17 protein-coding genes are annotated in these 14,595 nt (G+C 63.3%); 11 read left to right on the top strand and 6 right to left on the bottom strand.

The genetic code is table 11. The features are described 5' to 3' along the window. Window positions 1–83: 83 nt before the first annotated feature. Together AACW18_RS18685 and AACW18_RS18680 are read left to right on the top strand one after the other, a co-directional pair. Window positions 84–986, top strand: coding sequence for a LysR family transcriptional regulator (locus tag AACW18_RS18685; protein ID WP_042651842.1), 903 nt, complete (start codon window positions 84–86; stop codon window positions 984–986). 200 nt (window positions 987–1,186) lie between these two features. Beyond that, entirely contained in the window at window positions 1,187–1,501 is a 315-nt protein-coding gene (locus tag AACW18_RS18680; protein ID WP_218292644.1) for a putative signal transducing protein, read from the top strand. 53 nt (window positions 1,502–1,554) lie between these two features. Here the strand turns inward: AACW18_RS18680 and AACW18_RS18675 are convergent, their stop codons facing one another. Then, window positions 1,555–2,838, bottom strand: coding sequence for a dicarboxylate/amino acid:cation symporter (locus AACW18_RS18675; RefSeq protein ID WP_042651844.1), 1,284 nt, complete (start codon window positions 2,836–2,838; stop codon window positions 1,555–1,557). A 208-nt stretch (window positions 2,839–3,046) separates the two neighbouring features. On the opposite strand from AACW18_RS18675, the gene AACW18_RS18670 reads away from it, so the two are divergent. Beyond that, window positions 3,047–3,292, top strand: a complete 246-nt coding sequence (locus AACW18_RS18670; protein WP_042651845.1) for a YecH family metal-binding protein — start codon at window positions 3,047–3,049, stop codon at window positions 3,290–3,292. Between the two features lie 99 nt (window positions 3,293–3,391). Continuing rightward, window positions 3,392–3,991 carry a YhgN family NAAT transporter gene (locus tag AACW18_RS18665; protein WP_218389513.1) on the top strand — a complete coding sequence of 200 codons (600 nt, stop codon included), beginning with the start codon at window positions 3,392–3,394 and terminating at the stop codon, window positions 3,989–3,991. An 18-nt stretch (window positions 3,992–4,009) separates the two neighbouring features. Here AACW18_RS18665 and AACW18_RS18660 read toward each other — a convergent pair whose 3' ends face one another. Further along, window positions 4,010–4,978: a LysR substrate-binding domain-containing protein gene (locus AACW18_RS18660; protein WP_218292643.1), complete on the bottom strand. Its 969-nt coding sequence runs from the start codon at window positions 4,976–4,978 to the stop codon at window positions 4,010–4,012. A 274-nt stretch (window positions 4,979–5,252) separates the two neighbouring features. On the opposite strand from AACW18_RS18660, the gene tatA reads away from it, so the two are divergent. The 3 genes from tatA (at window position 5,253) to AACW18_RS18645 (ending at window position 7,518) form a co-directional block, all read left to right on the top strand. Further along, window positions 5,253–5,414, top strand: coding sequence for a twin-arginine translocase TatA/TatE family subunit (tatA, locus tag AACW18_RS18655; protein ID WP_042651848.1), 162 nt, complete (start codon window positions 5,253–5,255; stop codon window positions 5,412–5,414). Between the two features lie 14 nt (window positions 5,415–5,428). Next, a complete protein-coding gene (locus tag AACW18_RS18650) occupies window positions 5,429–5,731 on the top strand; it encodes a YfcZ/YiiS family protein (RefSeq protein ID WP_042651849.1) in 303 nt (100 codons plus the stop codon). Between the two features lie 365 nt (window positions 5,732–6,096). Continuing rightward, window positions 6,097–7,518, top strand: coding sequence for a lytic transglycosylase F (locus tag AACW18_RS18645; RefSeq protein ID WP_218389532.1), 1,422 nt, complete (start codon window positions 6,097–6,099; stop codon window positions 7,516–7,518). Window positions 7,519–7,522: 4 nt separating this feature from the next. On the opposite strand, the gene AACW18_RS18640 is transcribed toward AACW18_RS18645, so the two are convergent. Then, window positions 7,523–7,678 (bottom strand): hypothetical protein, encoded by a 156-nt coding sequence (locus tag AACW18_RS18640; RefSeq protein WP_218389512.1) that lies wholly within the window; start codon window positions 7,676–7,678, stop codon window positions 7,523–7,525. Between the two features lie 74 nt (window positions 7,679–7,752). Between AACW18_RS18640 and AACW18_RS18635 the strand changes: the two genes are divergently transcribed. Further along, window positions 7,753–9,006, top strand: a complete 1,254-nt coding sequence (locus tag AACW18_RS18635; RefSeq protein ID WP_218389531.1) for a phospholipase D family protein — start codon at window positions 7,753–7,755, stop codon at window positions 9,004–9,006. Window positions 9,007–9,485: 479 nt separating this feature from the next. Here AACW18_RS18635 and AACW18_RS18630 read toward each other — a convergent pair whose 3' ends face one another. After that, window positions 9,486–10,604 carry an acyl-CoA desaturase gene (locus AACW18_RS18630; RefSeq protein WP_218389511.1) on the bottom strand — a complete coding sequence of 373 codons (1,119 nt, stop codon included), beginning with the start codon at window positions 10,602–10,604 and terminating at the stop codon, window positions 9,486–9,488. 149 nt (window positions 10,605–10,753) lie between these two features. On the opposite strand from AACW18_RS18630, the gene fabR reads away from it, so the two are divergent. Next, a complete protein-coding gene (gene fabR, locus AACW18_RS18625) occupies window positions 10,754–11,374 on the top strand; it encodes an HTH-type transcriptional repressor FabR (protein WP_042651851.1) in 621 nt (206 codons plus the stop codon). Window positions 11,375–11,393: 19 nt separating this feature from the next. Next, a complete protein-coding gene (locus AACW18_RS18620) occupies window positions 11,394–11,759 on the top strand; it encodes a YijD family membrane protein (protein ID WP_218292640.1) in 366 nt (121 codons plus the stop codon). A 37-nt stretch (window positions 11,760–11,796) separates the two neighbouring features. Here the strand turns inward: AACW18_RS18620 and AACW18_RS18615 are convergent, their stop codons facing one another. Beyond that, complete coding sequence (locus AACW18_RS18615) at window positions 11,797–12,111, bottom strand: DUF1145 domain-containing protein (RefSeq protein ID WP_218292639.1); 315 nt, start codon at window positions 12,109–12,111, stop codon at window positions 11,797–11,799. After that, entirely contained in the window at window positions 12,095–12,724 is a 630-nt protein-coding gene (rsmD, locus tag AACW18_RS18610; protein WP_218389510.1) for a 16S rRNA (guanine(966)-N(2))-methyltransferase RsmD, read from the bottom strand. The genes AACW18_RS18615 and rsmD overlap by 17 nt, the downstream gene beginning before the upstream one ends. 111 nt (window positions 12,725–12,835) lie before the next feature. Here rsmD and ftsY point away from each other — a divergent pair, with 111 nt between their 5' ends. Further along, window positions 12,836–14,578 (top strand): signal recognition particle-docking protein FtsY, encoded by a 1,743-nt coding sequence (ftsY, locus tag AACW18_RS18605; RefSeq protein WP_218389509.1) that lies wholly within the window; start codon window positions 12,836–12,838, stop codon window positions 14,576–14,578. The last annotated feature ends 17 nt before the right edge of the window (window positions 14,579–14,595 follow it).

The raw sequence follows: 14,595 nt of genomic DNA, 5'->3' as shown, positions 1-14,595 counted from the left end.
TGAACTGAGGGGCGCAGGCTAACATCGGCAGACTGTTTCGATTAGTATCGCTTTATGAGATATACAGTTGCACTGGTGAGACAATGGACCTAAATGCTGCCTTAATACTGGTGCGCATCGTCGACAAGGGCTCCTTCACGGCGGCGGCCCGGGAGCTGGGTATGACCAAGGCGACGGTCAGCCGTCGCATCGCCGAGCTGGAGCAGCGGCTCGGCGTGCGCCTGCTCTATCGCTCCACCCGGCAGCTCACCCTGACCGAGGCGGGGGAGCAATACTACCTGCGCTGCAGCAAGGCGGTGGAGGAGCTGACCCAGGCCGAGCTGATGCTGAGCGCCAGCCAGCAGGAGGTGACCGGCACCCTCAAGCTGGCCGTGCCCATAGAGACGGGGCAGCTGGTGGTGGGTCGGCTGGTGGCCAACTTCCTGCAGGCCTATCCTGGCCTGCGAGTGGATCTGGAGCTGACCAACAGAGTCGTGGATCCCATCAACGAAGGGCTGGATGCCATAGTGCGGATCGGTGACATGAGCGACTCCAACCTGGCGGCCCGGCGGCTGTGGAGCTCGGATCGCGTGCTCTGCGCCAGCCCGGCCTACCTGGCCAACAACCCGCCGATCACGCGGCCGGAGGATCTGTTGCTACACGAGCGGGTGGCGGTCAGCAGCGGTTTTCTCTCCTCCCACTGGTGCTTCGAGGCAGAGGGGCGGGAGGTGTTGGTGGATCCGCGCTCCCGCTTCCAGGTCAACAACATCACCTGTGCCAGGGAGGCGGCCAAGGCCGGGCTGGGGATAGCCGCGCTGCCGGTCATGATCTGCCACGAGGAGCTGGCCAGCGGGGCCCTGGTGGCCCTGTTGCCGGGCTGGCAGCAGCCCAGGGTGCCCATCTATCTGCTGTTCCCGGAGCGGCGGCTGATGCCGAGCAAGTTGCGGGTCTTCATCGACTTTCTGGTCGAGAATGGGGCCGAGTACGGCATCGACAGCCTGCGGTGAAGGCGCAGGAATGCACGGCTTCCCGCTGGCGGGGTTGGTGCGTGACGACGATGATATGAAGACGAGCCGTTGTGAGGACGAGACATGGAACAGTGGATTGACTTGTATCGGGCCTCCCATTCGCTGGAGGCCCGCGCCCTGAAATGATGGTGGCGCAGGCGCCGTCGGTGCATCGACAAGCGGTTGCGAGGAGAGGATATATGGAGCAGTGGATTAACTTGTATCGGGCCTCCCATTCGCTGGAGGCCCACGCCCTGAAAGGGGCGCTGGAGGTGGAAGGCGTGCGGGTGCGGCTCAGTGGGGAGGGTTTGTCGGGCGCGCTGGGGGAGCTGCCGGTGGATCTGCTGCAGGTCACCCTGCTGGTGCCTGCCGAGGATCGCAGCCGGGCGGGCAAGGTCATCGAGCGTTACCAGCAGCGCCAGGGCAATGGCTGGCTCTGTGGCCAGTGCGGGGAGGAGAACGGCGCCAACTTCGACATCTGCTGGCGCTGCCATCATGATCCGCACGATCACTGATCATTCGCATTCACCAGGGCCCGCCAGCGGGCCCTGATCCTGTCTTGCCTGCCTCAGCGCAGGGTGAAGTCGATATCCTCGCCGGCGTTGGGGTCGTGGTAGGTCGCCAGATCCAGCTCCCCTTCGCTGCGGGCGATCAGCACGGACACCAGAATATCCCCCGAGACGTTGACCGTGGTGCGGGCCATGTCGAGCAGGCGATCGATGCCGGCGATGAGCGCCACCCCTTCCAGCGGCAAGCCCACCGCAGTCAGGGTCAGGGTCAGCAACATGAGCCCGGTGCCCGGGGTGCCCGCTGTGCCTATGCTGGCCAGGGTCGCGATGCTGATGATGGTCAGGTAATCCACCAGGTGCAGATCCACGCCAAACGCCTGCGCCACGAACAGCGCCGTCACCCCCTGATAGAGCGCGGTGCCGTCCATGTTGATGGTGGCACCTATGGGCAGCACCTTGGCGGTGATGGCGGGGGAGACCCCGAGCCGGCGCTCGGCGCAGGCCAGGCTGACGGGCAGGGTCGTGCTGCTGGAGCTGCTGGTGAAGGCGATCGCCTGGGCATCGAGGATGCTTCTGAAGTAGTGCAGCGGATTGAGGCGGGCCAGCAGGATCAGCAGGCTGCTGTAGACGCCGAGCACGTGCAGCAGGCAGCCGAGGTAGACGGCCCCGATCACCTTGAGCAGCGGCAGCAGCAGATCCAGCCCGTACTTGCCGGTCATCCAGGCCATCAGGGCGCAGACGCCGTAAGGGGCCAGGGCCATCACCATCTGGGTCAGCTTGAACATGCCCTCCGCCAGGGCGGTGAAGAAGCGGATGGCGGGACGACCACGGCGGCCGGTGGCGTTGAGGGCGAGGGCGAGGGCCACCGCGAACACTATCACCTGCAGGATCTTGCCATCCACCATGGCCTGGATCGGGTTGCGCGGCACCAGATGGCTGAGCACGCTGGCCAGGGTCGGTTGCACCACCACACCGGTCCGCTCGTAAGGCCCCATATTGGCACCCATGCCGGGCTCCAGCAGCCAGCCCATCATCAGGCCGATGCAGATGGCGATGGCGGTCGAGCACAGGTAGAGGCCAATGGCCTTGCTGCCGATCCGATCCAGGGTCTTGCCCTTGAGCAGGGAGGTGAGGCCGGCGATGACGGAGCAGAAGATGAGGGGCACCATCAGCATCTGTATGGTGTTGACGAACAGGACGCCGATGGGCTTGAGCAGCAACGCCTGCTCGCTGAAGCCGAGCCCGAGCCCAATCCCGGTCAACATGCCGATCAGGGTCTTCAACCAGAGCGGGCGGCGGGTCCAGATCCGCCAGGGCTTGAGGGCCAATCCATGGAACAGCATGACGCCAATGTCCTTATTTTCTAACTACGACGGCAAAAAGGGGCGCCAGTGTAGCCATCCCCTGTTCAGGTTGCCACTTTATCGACAAAGTGGCGCTCACGGCCAGCCCGGAGGTCGGGAAATCGGCACTTTATTGGCTTACATCAAGATAGGGGCGCCCGACTCGGGCTTTAATTGGCATCCTATATGATGATTACTGAGGTTTGAGATGTCTCAATCGATACACGGTCACGAAGTGATGGAGATGATGCTGGCGCAGGACGGCCAATTTACCCGGGCCAGCCTCAAGCAGGCGATCGACAGCCGCTTCGGCGCCGACGCCCGCTTTCACACCTGCAGCGCCAGCGAGATGGATGCCGAGGCGCTGATCGACTTTCTGGCCAAGCGCGGCAAGTTCATCGAATCCGGGCAGGGTTTCCAGACCCGGGCCGACAAGATCTGCCAGCACGGCTGATCCCCGCGGCGGGCACCGCCCTGGTGCTCGCCGAATCCCCTGCCCTTTGTTATATTTCGCCCTCTCTCCCCCCTGTTGAAGGCTTAGCCTGGGCGTTGTATGGATACTTTCTCCGCTGCCGTCATGTTGTTTCTGATCATGGATCCGCTGGGCAACCTGCCGGTCTTTCTCTCCATCCTGCGCCATGTCGATCCCAAGCGGCGACGCAAGGTGATGATCCGGGAGCTGCTGTTCTCCTTGGCCATCATGCTGGGCTTCCTGTTCGCCGGTCAGCAGATCCTGAGCTTCCTCAATCTGCGGCAGGAGGCGGTGAGCATAGCGGGGGGCATCATACTGTTCCTCATCGCCATCAAGATGATCTTCCCGACCCCGGGCGGGGTGACCGGGCTGGCGGCCGGGGAGGAGCCCTTCCTGGTGCCCATGGCCATCCCGATGATCGCGGGTCCCTCCATCCTGGCCTCTCTGCTGCTGCTGGCGAATCAGGAGCCGACCCGGATGGCGGACTGGTCCCTGGCCCTGTTGCTGGCCTGGGGCGCCAGCGCCGTGATCCTGATGTTCTACGAGCTGTTCAACAAGCTGCTGGGTGAGCGAGGACTCACCGCCGTGGAGCGGCTGATGGGCATGCTGCTGGTGATGATCTCGGTGCAGATGCTGCTCGACGGCGTGCACCATTATCTGGACGTGACCGGTCAGGGCTAAGCCGGCCGGAGCCTTGTCTCAGGGCTGACCGACGGCCGAAGTCTCCAGCTTGCTCAGGATGAGGGCGAGCAGGGTCTCCCGCAGCCAGCGGTGGCCCGGATCCTCCTCGTGACGCTGATGCCAGATCAGCAGGTGGGAGATGCTGTCCAGCGCGATGGGCAGCGCCAGCGGCACCAGCGGGTAGACCTGGGTCGCATGGCGGGCATAGAGCTTGGAGAGGGTCACTATCATGTCGGAGTGCATCCCCATCCGCAGCGCCGCTTCGAACGAGGGCACGGTCGCCTCTATCCGGCGATAGAGATCCTGCTCTGCCAGCTTGTGATCCAGCATCCAGCGATCCCGCCCCTCGCAATAGGTCTGCACATGGGGATAGGCCAGGTAGCGGGCGAGATCCCATTCGCGCTCGTGCAGCGCCGGATGATCCTGCTGCACCAGACAAGTGAGGCCATCGATGGCGAGCAGCCGCTGGCAGATGCTGCCGGGCAGGGTATCCAGCCGGTAGTCCGAGGTGATGCAGTTCTCCCGCACCGTGAAGGCGATGTCCACCTGGCCCTGGCTCATCGCGGTCAGGCTGTGCTCCGTCCACTCCTCGTAGCGCAAGCGGATGCCCGGCGCCTGGCGCTTGAGCTCGCTCAGGTAGAGGGGGGCGAACAGGGTGAAGGCGCTGTCCATGCTGGCGATGACGAACTCCCGCTCGGTGCTGGCCGGGTCGAACGCCGGTGGCTGGATCAGGTTGTCCAGCGACAGCAGTATGGGTTGCAGCTGTTGTTGCAGGCCGAGGGCGCGCGGGGTGGGTTCCAGCCCATGGGCCGCACGCACGAACAGGGGGTCGTCGAAGGTTTCCCGCAGGCGGCCGAGGGCCTTGCTGACGGCCGACTGACTCAGGTGCAGTCGGCGGGCGGCCCGGCTGCCATTGCGCTCTTCCAGCAATACTTGCAGGATAATCAACAGATTAAGGTCTATGCGCCCGAGCTGTTCCAGCAGCATGATATGAATCCTCTTCAATTCTAAGATGAATTTATACCATTTGTTTTCATATCTTGGCGACCCTATGCTCGAGTCGTCTCTCGCCTTAGAGGGTGGCTGGTACAGGATGTAGCGGTTGAGGGGACAAGTAGCACAGACTCATACGGTGGCCAATGGCCGCCGTATTTTTTTGCGTGATTTATTTGCCAACTTGCACCTGCCTTGATTTTGCCCAACAATCGTTGCGCTTTCTTTTGATACAAACAATGGGTATCTATCAGTCAGGAGTATCCCGATGGGACTCGGTGGAATTCATATCTGGCATTTGTTGATCCTGCTCGTGGTCGTGGTCGTGGTGTTTGGCAGCAAACGCCTGGCCGGCGCCGGTGAGGATCTGGGCACCGCCATCAAGGACTTTCGTAAAGCCTTGCGTGACGATGAAGTAAAGCCGAAATAAGTGGGAGTTGAGTGATGTCTGTAGACGAGAAAGTCGAATTGAATGAAACCTGCGACAGCTGCGGCTGTTTCGCCGAGATTGGCACCATCATAGGTGAAGGCGACGATGTGATGGAGCTGGTGATCGAGGCCGCGGCCGAAGCCGATGCCCGCGCCAAGCTGGCGGCCTATGAGGCGCTGGCCAAGCAGGTCACCGCCGAGGCCGAGATCAGCAGCGAGCTGAGCCAGGGCGCCGATGGCGTGATCCTGAAGGCCCGCCTGCAATTCACCTGCACCGCCGAGAAGCTGATTTTCGAGATGCGTGCCCGCTCAATCTGAGCCCCCTGAGGATACGGCAGGCCTGCCTGCCGTATTGAGCCTCCAGCCACAGTTCCCCGTTCTATAGTGAGTTATCTCCAGATGACTCAACCCGAGACGAGTCGGCCAATGGCAGACGACGGCATGATGCAGTGGCGAGGGCGCTCTGCCCTGTCCCTCCTATCCCATAACGAAGCATCCTGCCGACGAGCCGACGAGCCGACGAGCCGACGAGCCGACGAGCCGACGGGCGCGAGCCGGTCAACCTGCAGGCGACAACATGCTGACGCAGCGATGGTGCCCTGCGCTGAGCCCCGGGTTCCGGTGCGAGTTATCCTGCCAAGGCACAGCCTGCCGTGGACTGACCAACGGCAGGCGACGACATGATGACGCGGCGATGGATCTGGGGCCTGCTGGCCCTCTGGTATCTTCCCCTGCTGGCGGCCGATCTCAAGCCGCAGCTCTTGCCCCAACCCGGGGATCTCGAACACATACTGCAAAAGAAAGAACTCAGGGCCCTGGTGGTCTATGAGCGGGGCTTCTTCTTCTTCGACAAGGGCGCCCAGTACGGCATCCTTGTCAATCAGCTGCAGGGCTTCGAGCGCTGGCTGAACCAGCGTTATCTCGCCAAGGAGCAGCTCAAGCTCAAGATCATCTACATCCCGGTGCGCCAGGACAAGCTGCTGGATTACCTCGCCGAGGGGCGCGGCGATCTGGTGGCGGCCACCATGACGGTGACGCCGACCCGGCGCGAGCAGGTGACCTTCTCCCGCCCACTCATCTCGCCCATCGAGGAGTGGGTGGTGAGCCAGCGCGATCTGCCTGGCTTCAACCGCATCACTCAGCTGTCGGGCCGGCGGATCTGGGTACGTGCCAGCTCCAGCTACTACGAGAGTCTGCACCAGCTCAACTGGCTGTTCCGCGAGCTGGGGCTGCCCCCCGTCTACATAGAGACGGTGCCGGAATACCTGCAGGATGGGGATCTGCTGGAGATGGTGGCGGCCGGCATCATACCGCTGACCGTCACCGACAGCTTCAAGGGGCGGATCTGGCTCGGCATGATAGGCGGGCTCAAGGCCCACAAGCTGATCCCGTTGCGGGACAAGGGGCGCAGCGCCTGGGCCCTGCGCAACAACAGCCCCGAGCTGCTCAAGGCGGTGAATGCCTATATCTCGGAGTCAAGCAAACGCACCCTCTTCAGCGACATGACCCTGCGCCGCCTGCTGGCGCAGAGTGACCAGATGAGCAACATTTTGGCGCCGGATCCCATGGGCCGACTGTCGACCATCCGCAAGGTGCTGGAGACGCAGGCGGACAAATACCAGCTGGACTGGCTGATGCTGGCGGCGCTGGCGTACAAGGAGTCGGGGCTCAATCCGAATGTCCGCTCCAACCGGGGGGCGGTCGGCATCATGCAGTTGCTGCCGAGCACAGGTGGCGAGGTGGGGATCCGCGGTGCCCGGCTCACCAGCCTGGAGGGCAACGTGGAGGCGGCCTGCCGTTACATGCGGCTGATCCTCGACACCTACTTCAACGATCCCGGGATGGATCGGCTCAACCGCCACCTGTTCGCGCTGGCGGCCTACAACGCGGGCCCCAACCGGGTGCAGGCGCTGCAGGCCAAGGCCAAGGCCAGGGGGCTGGATCCGAATGTCTGGTTCGGCAACGTGGAGCAGCTGGTGGCCAACGAGGTCGGCCAGGGGCCCATCAACTACGTCGGCACCATCTACAAATATTACGTGGCCTATCGCTTCAGCCTGCCCCAGCTGGAGGGCAAGTCCGACGCCATAGAGGCGGCCCAGCCCTGAGCGCTCAACGCCGGTCGGGGGCGCGATCCCGGATGCAGGCGGCCTCCCAGCCTTGGTCCCGGTGCAGCATGTACCAGGGAGATGGTTGTCCGGCCGGGATGGGATCCGGCTGGCTGGCTTGCGGCCTATGGCCGAGGGAGGGGCGGTCACAGAGTTCCATGCGAGACTCCTTGATTCGTTGCGATCAGGGCGGTTGCCTGGGTTATGCCATGGCCAGATGACAAGGAGATGACCCTGATCCCCGCCGAATTCGCCCTGCTCGACGATCCAGGCGCGGCCCTGAAGGCGCGCTGCCAGCTGATCCGCGCGGCCCGCAGCAGGATCCAGGCCCAGTACTACAGCTGGGAGGAGGACGGCAGCGGCAAGCTGTTGCTGTCCGAGTTGTTGCACGCGGCCCGGCGGGGGGTCCGGGTCCAGCTGCTCATCGACGATCTCTATGCCGGCGACAACCGCTTCCTGGAGATGGTGGCGCATCAGCCCGGCATCGAGGTGCGGCTGTTCAACCCGTTCTGGCTCAGGGGCTGGCGCCGGCTGACCCTGCTGCTGGAGGGGCTGCTCAGCTTCAGACGCATCAACCACCGCATGCACAACAAGCTGCTGCTGGTGGATGGCTGCCAGATGGTGATAGGTGGCCGCAACATCGGTGATCGCTACTTCGGGCTGGGGGCGTCGCCTCACTTCGTCGATCTGGATCTGCTCTGTCGGGGCCCCCTCTGCCGGCAGGCCGCGCAGGGCTTCGGGCTGTTCTGGCACAGTCGCTGGAGCCATCCGATCCGGCGCCTGTTGCGCCGCGCCCTGCTGCCCGCCGAGATAGAGGCGGTGAACGACTTCCTGCTCACCCTGACCGATCCGGCGGTGGCCGCCGTCTACGATCTGCCCGCCAGCCTGTTTGATGAAGAGCCTGTCCCCCTGCGCTGGCATTCGGGGTTGGGGGAGTGCTGGTTCGATCGGCCCGGCAAGGGGCTGGTCTCCCGGCCGACCACGGCGCCCCTGCTGGGGCGCAAGCTGGCCGGCAACCTAGGCACCCTGCGGTTGGTGAGCCCTTACCTGATCCTGACGCGCGGGCTGCGTCGTCAGCTCAAGCGGCAACGCCAGGCGGGGATGGCGATAGAGATACTGACCAACTCCCTGGCCAGCACCGATGTGCCGCTGGTGTACGGCGCCTACCGGCGCCACCGCCCCTGGCTGGTGCGGCAGGGGATAGCGCTGGCCGAGCTGGAGAGCGAGGCGCTCAGCCTGCATGCCAAGCTGATCCTGATGGGCGACGAAGAGGCGCTGCTCGGCAGCTTCAATCTGGATCCCCGCTCCCTGCTGCTCAACACCGAGCTGATGCTGCATCTGCGCTGCCCCGCGCTCTGTGCCGAGCTGCAGCAGTGGCTGGCAGGGTGGCAACAGGCAGCGGTCCAGCCGGTGTCGACGCCCCCCTCGGCGCTGCGGCGCCTGCTGGCCCGGTTGAGCGACTGGTTGCCGCTGCACCCCTGGCTGTGACGGGGTCCGTTTGTGCGAGATCTCGCAAAGCCTTGTGCGCCTTCGAGGATAGCCTTTGCCATCCAACGCCGGATTTCGATTTTATCGTATTGTTTTTAATCACTTTCTATCTTGATGTGAATCGAGCTGGCTCCATGCTGTTTGCATACAAGTTCGTATAAAACGGTTTTTTATTTTATTTAACTGCGTAGTATTTCAGTTGCAAGGACAAACACGGCGGCTGGTCCGTCGTGCGGGAGAGGGTGATGAGGGAATTGGTCGGCCGGATTGCTCTGGCAGACAACCACCTCGGCTCGGGAGCGGAAACCCGTGAAGTGGAATCAGTACCCGTTATTGCCGGATCCCAATATGGAACATGCTATTTGCGAGGGGGTGACATGCGAATGTCGCCCCATTTTTTATGTCGAAAGGTCACCTGGCGCTCATGAAAAGACCGCCAGCGGGCGGTCTTGGGCAATCAGGTCTATTGGTCTGCCGCCTCAGGCGATGCCGGCCAGCAGGCGACTCCAGTTGCGTTTGCCGGCGAGGAAGCCATCCCGCAGGTTGCGATACTCCAGCTGCAGCTTGAATCTATCGTAGCGGGCCAGCGCCTTGCGCTTGCGTTGCTCCAGCAGCAGCTTGCGGCTGGCGTAGTAGTGCTGGAGCTGCAGGCTCAGCTTGTCGTACTCCTCTTGCAGCAGTGCCTGCCACAGCTCCCTATCCTCTTCCTTGCGCAGCTTCGCCTGGGCGCGCTTGAGCTGCATCTCCAGCCTGGCCAGCTCGATCCGCTCCTCCGGGCAGGCGCGCAGATCCCTGGCCAACCCGCACCAGGCGGCGCAGCGGATCAGCCACTTGGTCGGATCGAACTGCCACCAGTGGATGCCGTTGCGGTAGTCGTTCTCGAACAGGTGATGGAAGTTGTGATAGCCCTCGCCGAAGGTGAAGAAGGCCAGGATGCCGTTGTCCCGCGCGCTGTTGCGATCGGTGAAGGGCTGGCTGCCCCAGATGTGGGCAAGGGAGTTGATGAAGAAGGTGGTGTGGTGGGTCATCACCATGCGTAGCGCCCCCGCCAGCAGCAGCATGCCGAGCAGATCCCCATGGATCAGGCCGAGCAGCAGCGGGATGCCGATGTTGGTACCGAGCGTCAGCGCCAGATAATGCTTGTGCTGGAAGGCGACCACGGGGTTGTTCTGCAGATCCCGCACATTGCTGTAGTCGTGGTAGGTCTCACGCTGGTATTCCCGCAGCATCCAGCCGATGTGGGAGTACCAGAAGCCGCGGCCCGCGCTGTAGGGATCCTTCTGGTTGTCATCCACATGGCGATGGTGGCGGCGGTGATCGGACGACCAGTGCAGCACCGAGTTTTGCAGGGCGAGGGCGCCGCCGATGGCGAAGATCCATTGCAGGGCAGGGTGTGCCTTGTAGGCCTTGTGTGACCAGAGCCGGTGATAGCCGGCGGTGATGGAGATGCCGCAGTAGCAGAACAGCAGCAGGAAGCAGAGCCACTGCCAGAGGTCGTAGCCGTGGCTCAGTCCGTACCAGGGTATCGCAATCAGTGCGGTCAACCCGGAGAGGGCGAACAGCAGGGTGTTGGTCATGATGATCGGGGGGCGGTCCATTTCACTCGGCTCCTTTCAGCGAACAGCTGTTCACTATTCTCCACCGGGCCGGAATGGGGGTCAATGGTAAAAAAGTCGGCAACAAACCTGATCCAGCCCCCGCCTTCGGGTTATCATCTGGCCTCGCTAATCTCAAGGTGACGGTTTTCGTGGGTATTCGCGCGCAACAGAAAGAAAAAACCCGGCGTACGCTGATCGAGGCGGCGTTCAGTCAACTCTGTGCCAACCGCAGCTTCTCCAACCTCAGCCTGCGGGAAGTGGCACGGGAGGCGGGCATAGCGCCGACCTCCTTCTACCGTCATTTCCGTGACATGGAAGAGCTGGGATTGACCCTGGTGGACGAGGGCGGCCTGACTCTGCGCCAGCTGATGCGCCAGGCGCGCCAGCGCATCGCCGGTGGCGGCAGCGTCATCAGCACCTCGGTGCAGACTTTCATGGAATTCGTCGAAAACAACCCGAATATCTTCCGTCTGCTGTTGCGTGAGCGCTCCGGTACCTCGGCGGCTTTCCGCCAGGCGGTGGCGCGCGAGATCCAGCATTTCATCGCCGAGCTGACCGATTATCTGGAGGCGACCACGGAGGCGCCGCGGGAGGAGGCCTACATTCAGGCCGAGGCCATGGTGACCATCGTCTTCAGCGCCGGTGCCGACGCCCTCGACATGACCACGGAGGAGTGCCGGGCGCTGTCCGATCGCACTATCAGCCAGCTGCGGATGATCGCCATGGGCGCCGAGGTCCAGAATCGCAAGCGCCGCGAACCCCTCTCTTAAGTTAAGGATGGACAGTCTCATGCGTGAACCGAACGCGATCCCGAAGAAACCCCTGCTGCTGGCCTTGCTCATCGGCATCTGCGGGGATGCCTTCCTGTCGGTGCTGACCGCATCGGCCGTGCCCTTCTCCTTCTTCCCCCTGATCGCCCTGCTGCTGGCGGCCTACCAGCTCTATCAGCTCTATCGCCACCAGCCCATGGTCGGCAATACCCCCAGCTGCATCCTGCTCTGCTTCTTCATCGGGGTGTTCGGCCACTCGGCGCTGATCAAGGTGCAGTACCCTGAGCTGGGCAGCAATTTCTTCTCGCTGATCGCCATGCTGCTGTTGCTCGCCGTGCTCTCCATCAGGCTCGGGATCAGCGTGGGGAAAAAAGTGAAGGAGTGACGAGTCACTCCTTCAGGGTCGGTTGCGAGGGGAGAGGCTAGTCTTCCCGAGGTGGTGTCCCGCCCTTCTGCCTGGCGTCTATGATGGCCTGCAGCTTGGCGCGGATCTCCATCATGCCGAACACGCCGAAGATCAGCACCTGGGTGAACTCGAGGCGGCTGACCGCGAAGTAGGGCTTGCAGGCGGCCTTGATCAGGCTGGCCTGCACCCAGTGCATCAGGATCACGATCACACCGCAGACCGGCAGAAAACCGTTCAGCTTGCCCGGCAGGGTGCCCGCCAGCGCGAGCACTACCCCTAGCCAGAAGAACAGCAGCAGTCCCATCGCCACCAGATTAAAAAAGCGCTTCATTGTTCATCTCCCGCACATAGAGTTGATAGCAGACCTGACCGGCCTGCTTGTCCTTGAGTAGTTGCCAGTTGGCAGGCAGAGCCAGGTCGCCCATCTCCTTTTCCCGTTCAAGATAGATGAGCGCATCCGCTGCCAGCCAGCCGCGCTGCTCCAGTAGCTCGCACACCTGGGGCAACAGTTCGCGGCGAAACGGCGGATCGAGGAACACCAGATCGAAGGGGGTCACCGGGCCTTGCAGCCAGCTGACCGCATCGGCCTGGATCACCTTGCCCTGCTGACTGCCCAGGGCGGCCAGGTTCTTCCTGAGCTGCTCGGCCGCGCCCTTGTCCATCTCGATCAGCGTCACCTGCTCGGCATAGCGCGACAGCGCCTCCAGTCCCAGGCCGCCGCTGCCGGCAAACAGATCGAGACAACGGGTGCCACGGACATGGGGCGCCAGCCAGTTGAAGATGGTCTCCTTGACGCGATCCGTGGTGGGTCTGAGTCCTTCCACATCCCTGACCGGCAATTTTCGACCCTTCCACTGGCCGCTGATGATTCTTACAAAGCCCGCTTTTCCCTGCGGAACCGGGCTTTTATGGGGGCTGCTAGGGCTGGATTTCACTCTGGGCATCGCGTTTCGTCGTCAGAAAATAAAGTGTTAGTATAAGGCGGTTCATTTTTATGCCGACCCACCGAGGGACGGCTATCTTAGCAGTCAGCCAACGAAGTGAGTATTTTTTAGATGGCAAAAGGTTTGTTTTCCTGGCTGGGTTTCGGCCGCAAGAAAGAAGAGGCTGAGGCCGTCCAATCACAGGCCCCCGCAGCCACCCCGGCTGTCGCCGAGCCCGAGGCCACTGCTGCCCCCGCTCCCGCCGCTGATATCCCCCTGACCGAGGTCCCTGCTGCACAGCACGAGGCGCCGCTGGCGACGCCCGACGAAGGCCCGCTGGTGGTGGAGGAGCCTGCCTCCGAACTCGAGCCCGTCATCGTCAATGAGGCGCTGATCGCCGAGGCGGTTGCCGAGGAAGCCGCGCGTGTTGCCGCCGAGGTCCAGGCCGCGGAAGCCGCGCGTGTTGCCGCCGAGGCGCAGGCCGCACAAGAGGCACGCATCGCCGCCGAGGTCCAGGCCGCGGAAGAAGCTCGCATCGCCGCCGAGGCTCAGGCCGCGGAAGAAGCTCGTATCGCCGCCGAGGTTCAGGCTGCGGAAGAGGTGCGTATTGCCGCCGAAGCTCAGGCCGCGGAAGCCGCTCGTGTTGCTGCCGAGGCGCAGGCCGCAGAAGCCGCGCGCGTTGCCGCCGAGGCTCAGGCCGCGGAAGCCGCACGTATCGCTGCCGAGGTTCAGGCCGCGGAAGAAGCGCGTATCGCCGCCGAGGTTCAGGCTGCGGAAGCCGCACGCGTTGCCGCCGAAGCTAAGACCGCGGAAGCCGCACGCATCGCCGCCGAGGCTCAGGCCGCGGAAGAGGCACGTATCGCCGCTGAGGCTCAGGCTGCCGATGCCGCCGCCCTGGCCAGCTTGCCGCTGGCCGCCAAGGTTGACGACGACACCCAGGACAAGCCGCAGCGGGAGGGCTTCTTCGCTCGCCTCAAGCGCAGCCTGGTGCGCACCAGAGAGAACATAGGTTCCGGCTTCTTCGGCCTGTTCCGTGGCAAGAAAATCGATGATGAGCTGTTCGAGGAGCTGGAGACCCAGCTGCTGACGGCGGATCTCGGCGTAGACACCACCAGCCGCATCATCGAGGGGCTGATCCAGCACGCGGATCGCAAGCAGCTCAAGGATGCCGAGGCGCTCTATGGCCTGCTCAAGCAGGACATGGGCGCCATGCTGGCCCAGGTCGAGAAGCCGCTGGTGATCGACACCAGCAAGAAGCCCTACGTGATCCTGATGATCGGCGTCAACGGAGTGGGCAAGACCACCACCATCGGCAAGCTGGCCAAGCAGTTCCAGGCCGAGGGCAAGAGCGTCATGCTGGCCGCCGGTGATACCTTCCGTGCCGCCGCGGTCGAGCAGCTGCAGGTGTGGGGCCAGCGCAACAAGATCCCGGTGATCGCCCAGCATACCGGCGCCGACTCCGCCTCCGTCATCTATGATGCCATCGAGGCCGCCCGTTCACGGGGCGCCGATGTGCTGATCGCCGATACCGCCGGCCGCCTGCAAAACAAGAGCAACCTGATGGAAGAGCTCAAGAAGGTGGTGCGGGTGATGAAGAAGCTGGATGAAGAGGCACCTCACGAGATCATGCTGACCCTGGATGCGGGCACCGGCCAGAACGCCCTGAGCCAGGCCAAGCTGTTCAGCGAGGCGGTGGGCCTGACCGGCATCACCCTGACCAAGCTCGATGGCACCGCCAAGGGCGGCGTCATCTTCGCGGTGGCCGACAAGTTCCAGATCCCGATCCGTTACATCGGGGTGGGCGAGGGGATAGACGATCTGCGCCCCTTCGTCGCCAACGACTTTATCGAGGCACTGTTCAGTCGCGATGAATAAGCGCCACTCGCCCCGAC

The organism is Aeromonas sp. sia0103 (assembly GCF_963895295.1).
Classification (GTDB): Bacteria; Pseudomonadota; Gammaproteobacteria; order Enterobacterales; family Aeromonadaceae; genus Aeromonas; species Aeromonas encheleia.
This window is presented reverse-complemented; position numbering and strand designations above follow the sequence as displayed.